Raw genomic sequence first — 15,840 nt, 5'->3', positions numbered from 1 at the left:
ACACATTTCAGGGCGGAACAACCTAAGCAAAAAAAAAGAGCTCAACTATGTGAGCTCTTTTTATTATCGATGTCTTGTTATCGATGGTGCTATCTCGTAATCAGAACTGATTAACCAAAGATGAAGCTGTATAGGAAGCCTGCACCCATCGCCATGCTTAGGATTACGAATAGGAATGCTGCAATCATTTGGTTTTTGAAGATTGATTTAAGCAAGATAACTTCTGTCAAACTTGCACCAGCACTACCGATGATCAATGCCATTACCGAACCTAACGCCATACCTTTCTGAACTAGAGCAGCACTTAGTGGGATTACCGCTTCAGCACGAATGTACAGTGGAATACCAATCACAGCTGCTACAGGAATCGCATACCACATACCTTCACCAGCGTATTCTGCAATTAGATCTGTAGGAATGAAGCCGTAGATGAATGAACCAATCGCGATACCCATCATTAGGTAAGGGAAAACTTGTTTGAAGTCTTTCCAAGTTGAGAACCAAATTCTCATCCAACGGCTAGGCTCTTTCTTCTCTACGATTTCAGCCGTTGCGCTTCCATCTGCTGAACAGCATGAAACAGTGACTTGCGGCTCTTCTTTTTTCGAATCGCAGCAAGATGTTTCTTTTGCCATTACAGGTGCAGGTTCACCACATGCACTGGTACCACAAGAAGATTCTGCCTTCGCTGGCGCTGCTTTCTTAGGAGCAGAATCACCACAGCTAGTGCCACAGCTTGAAGCAGAACCTGTCGATTCATACGCTTCAGGTTTTACGTAACGCTCAAAGCCAAGCTTGTCAAGTGCGTAACCTGCCACTACCGATACCGTCATTGCTACTAGGAAGTAGAACACCGCCACTTGCCAGCCGAACGTAATCACGAACAAACCAATGATCACTGGGTTCAATAGTGGGCTACCGAATAGGAACACCATCATTGGACCGAAACCCGCTCGTGCACGCAGCAACCCTTTAAGAAACGGAATCGTTGAACATGAACAGAAAGGTGTAATTGCACCCAATAGCGCTGCAACCACATAACCCTTACCGTTACGCGAGCTCAGAATAGATTGAATCTTCTCTGGTGTAAGAAACTCTTGCAGAATCCCAACAATGTAGCTGATCGCCAAGAAAAGGATGATTAGCTCTACTGCTAAGAAGGCGAACATATCAAGTGCGTCTTTTAGCATTGTTAACATTTCATTGCTCATAATTAACTCCAAACTGGATTGAAGGCCGGACTCTATGAGAAAAGTAACCAACCCTTAATTTCGAATATTCTCGAATTATAGAAATATCTCGTAACAGATCAAGTTTTATTTCGATAAAAATCGAAATAATTTTCAAAAAGTTTATTTTTCAATGACTTAATAAATTACGGTCTTTACATTTGTATTTAGACAACATTTCGACTAATATCGAAATTAAATCTTGAGGAGTTAATATGAACTTAGAAGTCGTAGCGAAAGCACTTAAAGAGTTGGGACACCCTATTCGCCTAACTATTTATAAGAGTGTCGTTAAAGCTGGCTACCAAGGCATTGCAGTTGGCGGCCTACAAGAAGAGCTAGGTATCCCTGGTTCCACCTTGTCTCACCACATTTCAAGCCTAGCGTCTGCAGGCCTCATCAGCCAAAGACGAGAAGGAAGAACCCTATTCTGTGTAGCAGAGTATGAGTGCCTAGAAGGTGTGATTGATTTCTTACAAGACGAGTGTTGCGTAAATGAACAGTGTAACTGATGCACCTTTGAACGGGGCACCTTTGAATAGGGCATCTTTGAACTTAGAACAGGTTTGGGCTGAGTATCAGCAAGCGTTAAAGTCATTCTTGCATTCTAAGGTCAACAACACCGCCGATGTAGACGACTTGCTTCAAGAGATCTTGATTAAGACTTATCAGAACTTAGATAAGGTACAAGATGCGAGCAGCGTAAAGTCGTGGCTATTCCAATTAGCCAATCACACGATCATCGACTTTTACCGTAAACACGCTCGACAACAACGTGATAGCCAAATTGATGCTGAAGATCTTTGGTTTACCGATTTAGACCACAATTCTGAGTTCAAGCAGAAGCTTTCATTATGTATTGAACCCTTTATTCAGGCGTTACCAGAACAAAGTTCATCATTACTGCTTGCTGTCGACATCAAAGGCCAAAGCCAGAAAGAGATCGCAGAGGCTCAAAACATTAGCTACTCAACTGTTAAGTCTCGTGTTCAGAAAAGTCGCGGGGATCTTAAGAACTTGTTTGAAGAGTGCTGTAACCTGTCACTTGATCAACAAGGCAATGTGATTGACTGCGAGCTCAAACCAGACAACGATTGCAGTAAGTGCTAATAGCCATCCCTAAAATAGAACAAAGCCAGCAATTGATGCTGGCTTTGTTGTTTTCATAATCTGTAAATTACTTTGATTAAGTGAACCTAACTACTCTGCTTCCACTTACTACGCCGCTTCCGCTTTTACGACTGGTTGATAACGTCCCGGTTTATGGTTCATCGCCAGAATCAAGTTGGTGACTATCGCACCAAGTACAGACAGAAGAACCAGTGACACATCAACGATAAATAGTGAAAGCACAACAATCGTGCAATCTAGTGCCATCTGAACCTTACCCGCACGAATCCCAAAACGTTCTTGTAAGAACAGCGCCAGAATGTTGAAGCCACCTAAGCTCATTTTATGACGGAAGATCACCAACATGCCGGTACCAATTAAGCCACCACCAAGTAAAGCTGCATACAATGCATGAATTTCCGCAATCTGAATCACGTGATACAAATGATCCACGGCGAACGAAACAATCGAAACTGCAATAAAGGTGTTGATGGTGAAGCGCCACCCCATACGAGCGACCGACAAAATATAGAAAGGTAAGTTAAGTGCGAAGAACACTTGGCCAAAGCTCAAATCTGTCACTTTGGTAATGAAGATCGCTAGACCAGCCGTGCCTCCGGTGAGCAAACCGACTTGATTGAAAAAGATAACGCCGAGTGACACTAGCGCACTACCTAAGATCAGTGCCAGTAAGTTTTCGCGAAGGTTATGATCTTTATCCATGTGAATGACTCTCCCTGAATCTTTTAACATCGCGTTTCAGTAGTTTTGAAACGATTTACGCCCAAATTTACGATGTTTGACAGATAAGTCGAGTGAACGAGCAATGTTGCTTAGTGATTAGTTTGTATATTAGTTTTTACAGTTTTGTGAATTCTTCAATTAAACAGATAGTTAAAAACCTGTAGTTAAGCTTTAATTACTAAATGCATGCTTCTATCGCGGAATGAGTTAGCTTCGAGTTTTCTTATTTATTGGTCACGTTTCGGCCTGATTCTAGCGATGCTTAAATCTATGCATAAAACGCATAGACTAAATCACAAAAGGTCATTTGATACATACCCTACTCGTCATTATGATGCGCGACTTCTTACAACATTGAGCGCATGTAAACACCTTATGTTTTCACAATCTCTTTTTGCCCAACTGGCCAGAATGACGCTATTCCTCGTCATTAGTTTGGTTATTGTGCATCACAGTCAGCCATTGATTGATCTCTTGGCGCAGCATGCCGTGAGCAGTGGATGCCACCAGCAGTCAGCGCATGAGCACTCTGGACACGAGCATCACCATAAGATGACTGACCAACACATGTCAGCGCAAGACCACTCACATCACCACCATTAATTTAAGAGTATTAGAATGAGCATTTTCCGTTTTCCTTTACTGGTATGGCTTGGGATCGGCACACTTATTATCAGTCTAGGGATCAGACAATCATTCGGCATTTTCATGATGCCAATTTCAGAGCATTTCGGCACGGGTCGAGAGTTTTTCAGCTTCGCTATTGCGCTACAAAACCTGTTGTTCGGTGTGTTTCAACCTTTTGTTGGTATGGCCGCTGACAAATGGGGAGCAAGACGCATCATTATTGCAGGCGCATGTGCTTACGGTTTGGGTTTACTTCTTACCTCAATTTCTACCGAATCAAGCATGCTTTACGTTTCACTAGGCGCACTAGTTGGCCTTGGATTAAGCGCAACAAGCTATGTGATCGTACTAGGTGCTGTCGCGAAAGTAGTGCCAGCAGAACACGCAGCTAAAGCATTCGGTTTAACCACGGCTGCCGGTTCATTTGGTATGTTCGCGGTGATTCCGGGCGCGCAATACATGTTGAACGAATTCGATTGGCAGAGTGCAATGCAAGTGTTTGGCGTATTGTGTTGCTTGATGATCTCTTTTGCACTGTTCATGCGTGCGCCCAAAGCGGCATCAAGCAAACAGGCTCAAGCAGAAGACAATCAAACATTAAAAGAAGCGTTGTCTGAAGCGTTCTCTAACAAAAGTTACTGGCTGATTCACGCAGGCTTCTTCGTGTGTGGTTTCCACGTGATGTTTATCGCAACGCACTTACCAAGTTACTTAGCAGACAAGAACTTGCCTGCGAGTAGCGCAGCGATGGCACTGGCTTATGTCGGTATCTTCAACATCTTCGGATCTTACTTCTGGGGTGTAATGGGCGATAAGTTCAGTAAGCGCCATGTAATGTCGGCATTGTACTTAGTGCGTACTGTGGTTATTGGTGCGTTTGTGACTCTGCCAGTTACGGAATCAACCGCAGCTATCTTTGGCGCAGCCATTGGTTTCTGTTGGCTAGGTACGGTTCCACTAACGTCGGGCTTAGTGCGCCAAATCTTTGGTGCACGCTACCTATCGACTTTGTATGGCTTGGTGTTCTTCACTCACCAAGTGGGTAGTTTCTTAGGCGCTTGGGTTGGTGGTCGTATTTACGATTACTACGGATCTTACGAGCTAATTTGGTGGTCAACGGTGGTATTAGCATTTGCAGCAGCACTTATCCATTTACCAATCAATGACAAGCCGATTGAGCGCATCAAATTGGCAATGGCTTAACATTTAACGCTGACTCCCCCAGCAGCGAAAATCGATAAGCAATCCAATAAGAGAGCGGATATTGAAAGGAGCACATCCTGAGATATTCGCTCTCTTTTTTATTGACCGTTGAAATCGAAATTATAATTAGGGGCTGTTGACCTTTCGAGCTGGCTTTTGCAGCACTTTGTGGGAAGTTTATACTAGGCAGAGGGTTTGACGTGTAGCTAGCGTACATAAAAAGCCGATAACGCAGTAGAAATGAACCACAAATGCTGCCCGAAGGGTTCGGCTAAAATCGTTTTATGCATTGTTGAAGAATATTTGCTTAGAATGACTAGGCCACATACTCTTCGCCGCGCCTAAAACGATTTTATCTCGAACAAAATTCAACCACGAAAGTTCAATAGCCCCTAGCGAAACTTGCATAAACCTCACTGAATAATAAGACTATTCCTGCTGTTTTACTTTATAGTATTCGTTCGCTCCTTTAGAACTTATCCGCAGGCTTATGGAATACATAGATCAGACCGCTCTTATCGCGATGGCACTCATTTTTGTCGGCTCGTTTGTGCAAACCGCAATCGGCTTTGGCTTGGCTATTGTGGCTGCCCCGTTGTTGTTTTTGGTCTCGCCTGACTATGTACCCGCGCCTATCTGTCTTGTTGGTCTTTTCATTTCTGTATTCAACGCGTTTAAACACCGAGCAAATATCTCTATTGGCGGATTGAAAATCGCACTATTGGGCCGAATTCCGGGCTCATTGGCTGGCGGGGCTTTGTTGGTAATGGTATCAACAAGCGTTTTGTCACTGTGGTTAGGCTTATTGGTAGTATTTGCCGTGATTATTAGCTTACTTCCGTTTAGGTTAGAACCGACGCCTGCCAAAATGGGCATCGCGGGGTTCTTCTCAGGCTTCTTCGGTACCAGTTCAGGCATTGGTGGGCCGCCAATGGCACTACTGCTTCAACACCAAGATGCCAATCAGCTTCGTGGTAACCTTTCTGCGTTTTTTGTGTTTAGTTCTATCATTTCATTACTGGTACAGATCCCGATTGGCTTCTTCACTGTGCACCATTTGATCATCACAATCCCGTTGCTTCCTGCGGCTTGGTTGGGTTACAAAGTGGCGTTATTGACTACGCAAAGCATTCCTAAAGAAAAGATACGTATCGGCTCTTTGTTGCTATGTTCTATCAGCGGCTTTACTGCCATTTGGCAAGGCTTAGCTGGCTAACTCGAAGCAGAAACATCGATAAAACAACAAACACACAGATCCACCACCAAACTATTGAAAGGGCGTTCTATGACATACGATGAGTTCAATACATTCTGTGAATCACAAACCGCCACCAGCTATGTGATGCAGTGGAATAACTCTCACGTTTGGAAAGTGGGAGGGAAAGTGTTTGCCATTGGAGGTTGGGGGCCGAAAGATGAGCCTGCGTTTATCTTCAAAGCGTCCGACCAGAATTTCGATTTTCTCAAAGAAGAACCGGGCTATAAACCCGCGCCCTACTTTGCTTCGCGTGGCATGAAATGGATTCAGCTTTTTGAGAGCACGTCAGAAAGGGATGAGGAGCTGAAATACTACCTCACAGAGTCACACCGAATTGTGTCCTTAGATTTAACCAAAAAGAAACAAGCAGAACTCGGGCTCAATCAGTAACCAGAATTTCTGCTTGTTAAATATAGATTTATGCACATCTTAAAAACTTAGGCAGCTCTTAAAACCTTAAGACTCTCTTAAAAACTGCGGCAATAAAGGTTCTATCTTTTTCGTTGGAATCAGTGGCACCAATAAATAAATTAACCCCGCAAAGGCGATAGACGCCGCTAAATCTTCAGGTCGATGCATACCAAGCCAAACACGGCTATAGGCGACACCACCAGCCCAAACCAACAAACCGCCGACTAGGTAAAAGCGTTTCGCCTCTAGGAACAATCCGCCAAAGAATGCCAAACACACACCGACGAAGATCATGTGTCCAGACGGGAAAGAGTAGTCCGTTTCACCCAACCAATGACGAGTTCTCCAATTGCTGACCTTATCTTGCACAGATTCAATCGCGGCGTTTTTTTCTACCAAAGGCAGCTCATAAAACAGCTCTGGCATTTCAACTACTTCTTGGGTAACCAAATACTCAGTATATGGGCGTGGACTCTCTGTTGATGATTTGAGAAATGTCTTCGCTGCAAAGCTTAATACCAACAAGACACCGAGCTGCAGACAAAGGCTGACTAACTTTGCTTTTGAGAACTTTAGCGTCAACACCAATAAAGAAAGTACCGCGAGTGTGATTAGGAAGCCCTGATTACCCGCAGAGTAAGTCACAAATGTCATCACAGCACCATAGAAAGGCAGAACTGCACTTCCAAGGTCGAAATGAGATCCAAAGATCAAAAAGGGAACGAGAGAATACAGACTTAAAACGAGCAGTAATAAGCCTTTGGATTTGTTAGAGAACAGAGAAGTCATGGCTAAGATCTTTTAGATAAAGTGGTCGGATGCTATCGCAGCTTAGCATCGTCAATATCAATTTTATGTAAAAACGGTCAGTAAGACGTCATGACGTAACATTATTCGGCTATTGGAGATTATTGCCATTGATTCGGTGAACAATGATTTGATCATCAATAACCTTTGCCATCCACTTATACGCATACCGACAGTAAAACCGACCAAAGACCAGCTGTACCGCACTAAACACAACGGTATTGTGTTCTGCTGATAAAGTGAACACTCACCGGGTTAACAGGCCAAAATCTGAAAAACTTTGCTGTCAGTCCTTTAAATCCACTATTGAAAGGATTACCATCTGGTCTGCTTTCAAAGCAAAACAGATTATTAATTTTTATTCTCAGGGCGGGGCGAAATTCCCCACCGGCGGTATGTCCTTAGCAAAATCTAAAGATAAGCCCGCGAGCGCTCGATTCGTCGAGGTCAGCAGATCTGGTGAGATGCCAGAGCCGACGGTCATAGTCCGGATGAGAGAGAATGAAAACACACTCGTTTAAGTTGGAAAGGCGTGCCCGCCTAAGTTGGGTTCATGCCTCCAACTTAGACGGGTGCATTTCGTTTTGGATAAAACCATAATGAGCTAAAGCCTCTTGTAATGAGTAGGCTTTGTTGTGCTCGGTTGAGATCCCTCATACAGCCCTGATTCTGGTGATATTTTAGGAGTTTAACCATGAATCAGTCTTCACTACTTGCCGAATTTGGCGAACCAATCACTCGCGTTGAAAACGCACTGCAAGCTCTACGCGAAGGTCGTGGCGTACTTTTACTTGACGATGAAGATCGCGAGAACGAAGGCGACATCATCTACTCAGTAGAACACCTAACCAATGCTCAAATGGCGCTTATGATCCGCGAATGCAGTGGCATTGTGTGCCTGTGTCTAACTGACGAGCAAGCAAACCAACTTGATCTTCCACCTATGGTTGTTGATAACAACAGCGCAAACCAAACTGCGTTTACCGTAACTATCGAAGCAAAAGTTGGCGTAACGACAGGTGTTTCTGCCGCTGACCGTGTAACAACGATCAAGACAGCTGCAAACCCAACAGCTAAGCCTACTGACCTAGCTCGCCCTGGCCACGTATTCCCATTACGCGCTCGTAAGGGCGGTGTACTTGCTCGCCGAGGTCACACAGAAGGCACTGTGGATCTGATGCAAATGGCAGGCCTGCAATCGGCTGGTGTATTGTGTGAAGTAACCAACCCAGACGGCACAATGGCAAAAGCGCCAGAGATCGTTGCTTTCGGTAAACTACACAACATGCCAGTACTGACCATTGAAGATATGGTTATGTACCGCACTGAGTTCGACCTTAAGCTTGCATAACGTTTAGTTTAGTCCCCAATGCTAAACACTTAGCATTTAGCATTGAAGGTAACTAAACTTAGAAACGAACATTGAAAGGCCTCACTCTTACTGCTTTTTATAATTAAAAGTATATAAGGGGTGAGGCCTTTTTAGTCTCCGTAACTTGAAACGAGCCAGAAATGGTTCACCAAAGTGCCTCTACCTATCGAAACCTCCCCAACCTAATCACAAGAAAGCGTAACCTCTCAAAAAATCCTGCAAAATATGAGAAACATTCACTCGAATGGTGAAGTCATGCACCATCATTGATCATCCCTAAATAAAGGAAAAACATAAACTACTGAAATATAACACTTATTGATTTTGGCACGGTGTCTGCACTACCACTAAGTAGGTATACACATATTAGGAGTTAAATATGTTTGTAATTATTTCAGTTGGTTTATCCATAGCAGTACTTTCTGCCCTATTTCATTTTTCAAGGAAGAGACAAACGGCGCTATCACACAGGTTTGAAACCTTGGTTCTGCTGAGAGAGTTATTGTTGTTATCACGCAAACACCGTGCAGCAACGCATTATGCTCTGGCGTATAAATTGTCTAGCGACTCGATTCGCAAAGTGAATGAGATTTACGACAACATACTTGAGGTGTCTGAACTGCTTCAATCCCATGTGTCGTTCGATAGCCGTCCTATGTATCGCATCTATCATCTCAAGCTCATCGCCATGCACAGCGACTGGCAAAACCGTAGCTTGGTACGTAACCAATCGATTCATGGCAAAACGATTCGTCACAGCATGTTTTTGATGGATGAGGTGATGATCATTTGGTTAACTCAGTCTGAACGAGAAGACATGAGCCGCGAGTACCACATGAACTGGCAACAGATCTTGGATTGCATGGAAATCCTGACCAAGTTACGTATGTGCATACCTGATATGGAGAAGCCTGAGGAGTATGCGAGATTCAAGTTCTACGCCTCTCAGACACACAGAAAACTCAACCAATTATCGATTATCTGCCCTATTAGCAGTGGATCACCGGTATGCACACGAGCGATGCATGCACTCACAGAGATCGCATCAAGCAACGAAGCGACCCAACCGGCAGATAGCATGTACGAATTAACCAGTGATATCTCTAGCGTCGTGTCGCAAGTCTACGACCAAGTATTATCCGACATTACTAAAAGCTTGTATCAGCCTTTACCAGACACCAACGAAAAGGTGATAAATACCCGATTATCCGTGCATCATTACATGTAAAGACTTCGTGAGAGGAGAGCGTGCTGGAACTCTGAATTATTGAGTTCAAATCCGATATCACCATTGATATCGGATTTTTGTATTTATGGGCTTTTAAATTTCTATCGCTATGTATCATTGCCTATGAAGTTTCAAACATCACCAGACTTGATATCGCTAGCCCAAGCTTGTGCCGCAAAATCAATGAACTGACGAACAATCGGAAGCTGGTAACTGCGAGATAGATACACCGCCCAAAGAACGCTGCTTGGCGAAACAAAATCATCCAATATGCGTATCAATTTGCCATTAGCGATCAGTGGATTGGCTAAGTCACAAGGTAAACGAACCACCCCTTTTCCGTGCTGTGCGGCGCGAGTTAGCACCCCAACATCGTTAGCCTTAATGGTGCCAGACACCTCAACCGAATAGTGCTGGTTATCCTTAACAAAATCCCACTTAGAAACATTCAAGTGACGAAAACAATTGTGTTGTCGAAGCGCCTCGACCGTTTCAGGTTCACCATGTTTGTCTAAGTAGGCTTGCGAGGCACACACTACTGAATCAATTACCATTAGCTTTCGTGCAATCAAACTATCGTCAGGTTGATCCGTATAGCGAAGTGCAATATCGATCCTTTCATCCACTAGCTGGGTAAAACGGTCTGAGGCAAACAGTTCGACCGTGATATTAGGGTGGCGGTCGGTGAACTGTTCGACCACATCCAACAACATGTGCTGAGTTAAACCAATGGGGGCAGCAATTCGAATGGTTCCGGAAAGATCATCGGTTTGATTGAGTGAAGTAACTTCTAGCTCAGCGGTCTCATGGAGGATTTTCTCACAGCGCTGCAGAGCGATTTCCCCTGCCGCCGTCAAGCTCACCTTTCGAGTCGTCCTATGTAATAGCCTCTGCTTCAACCACCCTTCTATCTCTTGAACATGACGTGAAACCTGCAACCGACTCATGTCCAAATGCTCAGCCGCTTGAGTGAAGCTGGCACAATTCGCAACTTCGACAAAGCTACGCATTGCCGTCAACCTATCCATCACACTCTCCTTGAGCTGTTTAGCAGCTAATCGAATCTTATTAGATCAATATATAGATACAATCTACATCATTTTTCGATATTTATCGCAACCTAGTGAGCTATTAGACTGCAATGGCTGTCGAGAAAACGACTCAATAAATTAGATAATTGGAGAGACATTATGAAAATTGCAGTATTAGGCGCATCAGGTTGGATTGGTAGTCACATCGCTCAAGAAGCTCAATCTCGTGGTCACGACATAGTTGCTGTTGTAAGAGATGCAAACCGCGTGGAAACCAAGGGCATTGAAGTTCGTTCATTTGATTTACAAGATGAAGCCGCTAGTCTAGCAAACGCACTATCCGGCGTTGATGCAGTAATTACTTCGATTGGCGGACGTGCTCTGGGTAATCACGAAATCGTAAAAAATACTGCGGCTAAATTGCTTGATACACTGCCGAGCATTGGTATCGAGCGCCTACTTTGGGTTGGTGGTGCAGGCTCACTAGAAGTGGCGCCAAACGTACCGCTAGTGACCGTTCCGGACTTCCCAGCGGATTATAAAAATGAAGCGCTAGCACAGGGTGAAGCTCTTGAAGTGTTCAAGCAATCGAACAGCGAAGTGAACTGGACGTTTGTTAGCCCTGCAGCAGAAATATTCCCGGGTGAGAAACTATCGACCTACCGTACTGGTGGCGACCAGCTGCTCACCGACGAAGATGGCAACAGCAAAATTTCAGTCAGCGATTACGCTATCGCGATGATTGATGAGCTCGAAGCTGGCAAGTTCCCGCGCCAACGTATTGGTGTCGCTTACTAGTCAATTCATATAAAAACTAAAAAAGCCGCTTGTTCAAAACAATGCGGCTTTCTCATATTTATATTGAGCATTCCTTTAATCCAATGGCAAGTGACCCGTTTTCACTAGGACAACCGTCTCTTCTTCCACATAAGGGAAATGCTCGCTCATGTGAGGGCTACGCATCCAAGTATGTTTCGGGTACACGCCGTGTTCATCTTTGAAAGTGCCCGACAACACAAAGATCTCTTCTCCACCAAAGTGACGGTGCGGCTGAAAACGTTCGCCAACAGGCCACTTCACTAAAGCGACATGTTCGTGCTCGAACTCATGTAGTGGCATGACTTGTAAGCCACCAATGCCCGGAAGCCACTCCGTTTCTAGCGTATTGATTCGAACTTGAGTTAAGTCTCTCGCGTCAAACTGGTTGAGCTTCACCAAGATCGTGCAGCCATCTTTACTCGATGGAGAATGCGCACTGCCCGGGGGATTACGGATATAAATGCCCGCAGGGAAATCTCCAGTTTCATCAGAAAATACACCCTCTAATACGAAGATCTCTTCTCCTTGCGGATGTGGGTGTTCGGAGAATGAAGATTGAGGGTCGTATTTCACCACGCTAGTCGTGTGACCTGATTCTTTCTCTTCTCTTTCTAGGGGCTTACGCCACACTCCTTTGGCAGGGCTTGCAACCCAATCTAGTTTATCGGTTTCGATAACCAATCTCTTTGAAAAGTCCATGTTGAGCATAATGACGACCTTACTCTAAATATTGTTTTAATTATGATTGTCTTTCTAGCTTCTATTCTACGCGAATACTCATCAAGGAGGCCATCTCGCTGCTATTTTGCCTGCGCGACAGCCACCTAAAAAGAATCCTGATTAATTGCGGCCAGCGATAACGCCACCATCAACATCCCAGATTGCGCCCGTTACCCAATCTGCACTGTCTGACAGTAAGAAAGAGATGCTGTTTGCGATGTCTTTCGGTTGACCCACTCGACCAATAGGATGGAATGCGTTGAAGCCTTCTAGCGCTTGGTCCACTTCTTCCGGCTTAATGAAAGATTCGTAGATTGGCGTTTTAACCACAGCCGGAGACACCGCATTCACGCGAATGTTATGCTCAGCCAGTTCCATTGCCATGTGTTGCGTTAATGCGTGCAGGCCGGCTTTAGCCATTGAATAGGCAGAAGATGGCGTCGCTTTGATTGCTTGCTTACCCCACATAGAACCAACGTTAACCACACTGCCACCGCCGTTCTTGATCATCAATTTGCTTATCGCTTGAGTGATGAAGAAGGTTGCTTTATTAAGCTGCATGTATTGCTCGTAATCTGACTCTTGGTGCTCAATAAACGCTTTTGGGTTGAAGTAGCCAGCCGCATTAACAAGGTAACCAATACCCTCTTCAATTAACTCTAGATGCGCAATAAGATTCGATACACTTGCATCATCATAAAGGTTAGCTTGCCAACCAGAGGCGTGGCCTAGTGATTGAAGTTCTGACACAGCTTTATCTAACTTAGCTGGGTTATTGCCGACCACCAACACATGGATGTTTTGAGCAACTAACTGCTTCGCTGTTTCAAAGCCCATACCACTTGTGCCACCGATTACTACTGCAATACCATTTTTAGTGAAGTTCATTTTGTTATCTCCTAAGTCATGTGAACGTGGTAATCTTAGGCTTTGAACTAACACTATGAATAGTAAGTACAAATCGGTTAGGTAGGTACTTATTGGTACATCTTTATGAAAAATCAGGAAAACTTTTTTTCAAGAAAATCAGCACCAGAGCGTTCAGCTCGCATGGTCGAAACCATCTATGGCTGTAAATGGTCGCTAACGGTTTACCAATTATTGGCAAATGGCATTAATCGCCCCGGTGAAATGGTGCGCTCAGTAGAAGGGCTATCGACCAAGGTGTTGAATGAATGTTTGAAGCGAAATGTAGAATTCGGGATTTTAGATAAGCAAATGTTCAACGAACTGCCACCAAGAGTTGAGTACCAAGTGACGCCGTTCGGCGAGAAGTTCTTGTTGATTCTAGACCAGCTGGAAAACCTACAAAACGAAATCGACGAGATGTAAGTTCGAGCCAGTCCGCTCATTACCAAATAATGGATAACACGCGCCATTTAGCTGACTGGCATTTGCTCAAAGCGACCTTTTACGAAATCAATGAAGGTTCGAATTCGGCTTGGTTGATAGCGGTCTCGATGGTAGATCGCTGAAAAGTCGACCTTAGGCACCACCCATTCTTCAAATACTTGAAGCAACTGCCCGTCGTTCAGTTCTTGTAAGCAATAGATGGTTGGCACACGAATAATCCCGTTGCCCGACTTCGCGCCCTGCACCAACACTCGCCCATTTTTACATTGCAGTCTGCCCGTTACATGCACATCGACCGTTTTCTTAGTATCGTCTGGCGCTTGAAAACTCCACTTACGCACCGATCCCGTTAAGCAGTCATGGTGGATCAGATCTTTAGGGTGATTTGGCTTCCCTTTGCGAGCGAAATACTCAGGACTCGCGAGTGTTCCCATCTCGATGTCTAAAAGCTTTCTTGCGATAAAGCCCGCGTCTTCTAAGCTTCCCATGCGAAAAGCGATATCAAACGCGTCTTCAATCAAGTCGACTCGGTTGCTACTGAAATCAAGACTAATACTGATATCTGGGTAGAGCTGCATAAACTCATTGACCAGATCCGCGATGATCACCTCACCCAAATAACCGCCGACACAGTTTACTTTTATGTCGCCACGTACTTCTTCGACATCGTCCACAGCAGCAATCAGAGCTTGGTCTATATTATCTAAGGCTTGTTCGCATCTCGCGTACAGATCTTGCCCCGCGTGAGTTAGCCTCAAAGTACGAGTGGTGCGGATAAACAACGTCACGCCCATCTGCTTTTCTAGGCTACTCACTTGGCGTGATACGTGGGAGCGCGACACATCAAGCTCCTCCGCTGCTTTAGTGAAGTTACCTAAACGAGCGATAAGCACGAAAGAACGAATATCAGACAGGTTAATTTGATTGAGCATGGTCGTCAGCTTAGTTGTGAGATTTTAAGATGATGAAGTAATAGAGAGTACACGTTCATTGTTGCACCACAGCAACAGTGTTTCAAGTAAAGCGCTATATATCAACAATGCTATTTTCCTTAATATACCTCCATCGCAACGAAGCAAGACAACAAGCACTTGATTCGAATGCACTTAAACAACACGTCGTAGCCAACCGACGCAATAAAAGTACAGAGGAAATAAAATGAAAAAACTAATCGTAATTACAGGTGCAAGCTCTGGTATTGGTGAAGCAATCGCTCGTCGTCTAAGCGATGAAGGTCACCCTCTGCTACTTTTAGCTCGTCGTGTTGACCGCCTTGAAGCACTGAACCTACCAAACTCTCTATCAGTAAAAGTAGACGTGACAGACAAAGCGTCTTTTGATGCAGCAATCGCACAAGGTGAAGCGAAATTTGGCCCTGTAGACGCGCTTATCAACAACGCTGGTGCAATGCTTCTTGGTCAAATCGATACTCAAGATGCTCAAGAGTGGAAGACAATGTTCGACGTGAACGTAATTGGCCTTCTAAACGGTATGCAGTCTGTGCTTGCTCCTATGATGGAACGCAACACAGGTACTATCATCAACATCAGCTCTATCGCGGGTAAGAAAACATTCCCAAGTCACGCAGCTTACTGTGGTACTAAATTCGCGGTACACGCTATTTCTGAGAACGTTCGTGAAGAAGTGGCGGCTTCAAATGTTCGTGTTACCACTATCGCACCGGGTGCTGTAGAGACTGAGCTTCTCTCTCACACTACATCTCAAGAGATCAAAGACGGTTACGATTCTTGGAAAGAAGACATGGGCGGCGTATTGGCAGCTGACGATATCGCTCGCGCGGTATCATTCGCTTACCAACAACCACAGAACGTATGTATCCGTGAAATTGCTCTAGCACCAACTAAGCAGCAGCCATAGGCCTTTGCTATCGCTACTAAACCAGCGATGAAATAAGCAATGAACTAAAA

18 protein-coding genes and 1 riboswitch are annotated in these 15,840 nt (G+C 44.5%); of the genes, 10 read left to right on the top strand and 8 right to left on the bottom strand.

The window, feature by feature from the left end; translation table 11 throughout:
- Window positions 1-110: 110 nt before the first annotated feature.
- Complete coding sequence (locus tag OC193_RS15825) at window positions 111-1,211, bottom strand: permease (protein ID WP_048663762.1); 1,101 nt, start codon at window positions 1,209-1,211, stop codon at window positions 111-113.
- A 233-nt stretch (window positions 1,212-1,444) separates the two neighbouring features.
- Between OC193_RS15825 and OC193_RS15820 the strand changes: the two genes are divergently transcribed.
- A complete protein-coding gene (locus OC193_RS15820) occupies window positions 1,445-1,741 on the top strand; it encodes an ArsR/SmtB family transcription factor (RefSeq protein WP_004733042.1) in 297 nt (98 codons plus the stop codon).
- A complete protein-coding gene (gene sigZ, locus OC193_RS15815) occupies window positions 1,725-2,339 on the top strand; it encodes an RNA polymerase sigma factor SigZ (protein ID WP_017107337.1) in 615 nt (204 codons plus the stop codon). The genes OC193_RS15820 and sigZ overlap by 17 nt, the downstream gene beginning before the upstream one ends.
- 108 nt (window positions 2,340-2,447) lie before the next feature.
- Here sigZ and OC193_RS15810 read toward each other — a convergent pair whose 3' ends face one another.
- Complete coding sequence (locus tag OC193_RS15810) at window positions 2,448-3,062, bottom strand: YitT family protein (protein ID WP_017065874.1); 615 nt, start codon at window positions 3,060-3,062, stop codon at window positions 2,448-2,450.
- Window positions 3,063-3,522: 460 nt separating this feature from the next.
- Window positions 3,523-3,672, bottom strand: coding sequence for a hypothetical protein (locus tag OC193_RS26035; RefSeq protein ID WP_170960905.1), 150 nt, complete (start codon window positions 3,670-3,672; stop codon window positions 3,523-3,525).
- 29 nt (window positions 3,673-3,701) lie between these two features.
- Between OC193_RS26035 and OC193_RS15800 the strand changes: the two genes are divergently transcribed.
- The 3 genes from OC193_RS15800 to OC193_RS15790 all read left to right on the top strand — a co-directional run bounded on the left by OC193_RS15800 (window position 3,702) and on the right by OC193_RS15790 (window position 6,561).
- Window positions 3,702-4,913 (top strand): MFS transporter, encoded by a 1,212-nt coding sequence (locus OC193_RS15800; RefSeq protein ID WP_048663763.1) that lies wholly within the window; start codon window positions 3,702-3,704, stop codon window positions 4,911-4,913.
- 490 nt (window positions 4,914-5,403) lie between these two features.
- Window positions 5,404-6,129 carry a sulfite exporter TauE/SafE family protein gene (locus OC193_RS15795; protein ID WP_165901731.1) on the top strand — a complete coding sequence of 242 codons (726 nt, stop codon included), beginning with the start codon at window positions 5,404-5,406 and terminating at the stop codon, window positions 6,127-6,129.
- Between the two features lie 69 nt (window positions 6,130-6,198).
- Window positions 6,199-6,561, top strand: coding sequence for an MmcQ/YjbR family DNA-binding protein (locus OC193_RS15790; protein ID WP_048663764.1), 363 nt, complete (start codon window positions 6,199-6,201; stop codon window positions 6,559-6,561).
- Between the two features lie 66 nt (window positions 6,562-6,627).
- Here OC193_RS15790 and OC193_RS15785 read toward each other — a convergent pair whose 3' ends face one another.
- Window positions 6,628-7,371, bottom strand: a complete 744-nt coding sequence (locus tag OC193_RS15785; protein ID WP_048659031.1) for a phosphatase PAP2 family protein — start codon at window positions 7,369-7,371, stop codon at window positions 6,628-6,630.
- Window positions 7,372-7,745: 374 nt separating this feature from the next.
- Window positions 7,746-7,896, top strand: a riboswitch (FMN riboswitch).
- 187 nt (window positions 7,897-8,083) lie between these two features.
- Here OC193_RS15785 and ribB point away from each other — a divergent pair.
- On the top strand, window positions 8,084-8,740 hold the full coding sequence (ribB, locus tag OC193_RS15780; protein WP_017631584.1) for a 3,4-dihydroxy-2-butanone-4-phosphate synthase: 657 nt from the start codon (window positions 8,084-8,086) through the stop codon (window positions 8,738-8,740).
- Window positions 8,741-9,140: 400 nt separating this feature from the next.
- Entirely contained in the window at window positions 9,141-9,989 is an 849-nt protein-coding gene (locus tag OC193_RS15775; protein ID WP_048663765.1) for a hypothetical protein, read from the top strand.
- A gap of 131 nt (window positions 9,990-10,120) precedes the next feature.
- Here OC193_RS15775 and OC193_RS15770 read toward each other — a convergent pair whose 3' ends face one another.
- Window positions 10,121-11,017, bottom strand: coding sequence for a LysR family transcriptional regulator (locus OC193_RS15770; RefSeq protein ID WP_048663766.1), 897 nt, complete (start codon window positions 11,015-11,017; stop codon window positions 10,121-10,123).
- A 162-nt stretch (window positions 11,018-11,179) separates the two neighbouring features.
- Between OC193_RS15770 and OC193_RS15765 the strand changes: the two genes are divergently transcribed.
- Window positions 11,180-11,818: an NAD(P)-dependent oxidoreductase gene (locus OC193_RS15765; RefSeq protein ID WP_048663767.1), complete on the top strand. Its 639-nt coding sequence runs from the start codon at window positions 11,180-11,182 to the stop codon at window positions 11,816-11,818.
- A gap of 75 nt (window positions 11,819-11,893) precedes the next feature.
- Here OC193_RS15765 and OC193_RS15760 read toward each other — a convergent pair whose 3' ends face one another.
- Window positions 11,894-12,547, bottom strand: a complete 654-nt coding sequence (locus OC193_RS15760) for a cupin domain-containing protein (protein ID WP_048663768.1) — start codon at window positions 12,545-12,547, stop codon at window positions 11,894-11,896.
- A gap of 132 nt (window positions 12,548-12,679) precedes the next feature.
- Complete coding sequence (locus tag OC193_RS15755) at window positions 12,680-13,447, bottom strand: SDR family NAD(P)-dependent oxidoreductase (protein ID WP_048663769.1); 768 nt, start codon at window positions 13,445-13,447, stop codon at window positions 12,680-12,682.
- Window positions 13,448-13,552: 105 nt separating this feature from the next.
- Between OC193_RS15755 and OC193_RS15750 the strand changes: the two genes are divergently transcribed.
- A complete protein-coding gene (locus tag OC193_RS15750) occupies window positions 13,553-13,891 on the top strand; it encodes a winged helix-turn-helix transcriptional regulator (protein WP_004733017.1) in 339 nt (112 codons plus the stop codon).
- Window positions 13,892-13,938: 47 nt separating this feature from the next.
- On the opposite strand, the gene OC193_RS15745 is transcribed toward OC193_RS15750, so the two are convergent.
- On the bottom strand, window positions 13,939-14,844 hold the full coding sequence (locus tag OC193_RS15745; RefSeq protein WP_048663770.1) for a LysR family transcriptional regulator: 906 nt from the start codon (window positions 14,842-14,844) through the stop codon (window positions 13,939-13,941).
- A gap of 226 nt (window positions 14,845-15,070) precedes the next feature.
- On the opposite strand from OC193_RS15745, the gene OC193_RS15740 reads away from it, so the two are divergent.
- Window positions 15,071-15,790 carry an SDR family oxidoreductase gene (locus OC193_RS15740; protein WP_010433036.1) on the top strand — a complete coding sequence of 240 codons (720 nt, stop codon included), beginning with the start codon at window positions 15,071-15,073 and terminating at the stop codon, window positions 15,788-15,790.
- Window positions 15,791-15,840 lie beyond the last annotated feature (50 nt).

The organism is Vibrio crassostreae (assembly GCF_024347415.1).
GTDB lineage: Bacteria > Pseudomonadota > Gammaproteobacteria > Enterobacterales > Vibrionaceae > Vibrio > Vibrio crassostreae.
This window is presented reverse-complemented; position numbering and strand designations above follow the sequence as displayed.

Coding starts and splice junctions, on each gene's coding strand:
- OC193_RS15825 (WP_048663762.1), bottom strand. CDS start 1,211: ATGAGCAATGAAATGTTAACAATGCTAAAAGACGCACTTGATATGTTC.
- OC193_RS15820 (WP_004733042.1), top strand. CDS start 1,445: ATGAACTTAGAAGTCGTAGCGAAAGCACTTAAAGAGTTGGGACACCCT.
- sigZ (WP_017107337.1), top strand. CDS start 1,725: ATGAACAGTGTAACTGATGCACCTTTGAACGGGGCACCTTTGAATAGG.
- OC193_RS15810 (WP_017065874.1), bottom strand. CDS start 3,062: ATGGATAAAGATCATAACCTTCGCGAAAACTTACTGGCACTGATCTTA.
- OC193_RS15800 (WP_048663763.1), top strand. CDS start 3,702: ATGAGCATTTTCCGTTTTCCTTTACTGGTATGGCTTGGGATCGGCACA.
- OC193_RS15795 (WP_165901731.1), top strand. CDS start 5,404: ATGGAATACATAGATCAGACCGCTCTTATCGCGATGGCACTCATTTTT.
- OC193_RS15790 (WP_048663764.1), top strand. CDS start 6,199: ATGACATACGATGAGTTCAATACATTCTGTGAATCACAAACCGCCACC.
- OC193_RS15785 (WP_048659031.1), bottom strand. CDS start 7,371: ATGACTTCTCTGTTCTCTAACAAATCCAAAGGCTTATTACTGCTCGTT.
- ribB (WP_017631584.1), top strand. CDS start 8,084: ATGAATCAGTCTTCACTACTTGCCGAATTTGGCGAACCAATCACTCGC.
- OC193_RS15775 (WP_048663765.1), top strand. CDS start 9,141: ATGTTTGTAATTATTTCAGTTGGTTTATCCATAGCAGTACTTTCTGCC.
- OC193_RS15770 (WP_048663766.1), bottom strand. CDS start 11,017: ATGGATAGGTTGACGGCAATGCGTAGCTTTGTCGAAGTTGCGAATTGT.
- OC193_RS15765 (WP_048663767.1), top strand. CDS start 11,180: ATGAAAATTGCAGTATTAGGCGCATCAGGTTGGATTGGTAGTCACATC.
- OC193_RS15760 (WP_048663768.1), bottom strand. CDS start 12,547: ATGCTCAACATGGACTTTTCAAAGAGATTGGTTATCGAAACCGATAAA.
- OC193_RS15755 (WP_048663769.1), bottom strand. CDS start 13,447: ATGAACTTCACTAAAAATGGTATTGCAGTAGTAATCGGTGGCACAAGT.
- OC193_RS15750 (WP_004733017.1), top strand. CDS start 13,553: ATGAAAAATCAGGAAAACTTTTTTTCAAGAAAATCAGCACCAGAGCGT.
- OC193_RS15745 (WP_048663770.1), bottom strand. CDS start 14,844: ATGCTCAATCAAATTAACCTGTCTGATATTCGTTCTTTCGTGCTTATC.
- OC193_RS15740 (WP_010433036.1), top strand. CDS start 15,071: ATGAAAAAACTAATCGTAATTACAGGTGCAAGCTCTGGTATTGGTGAA.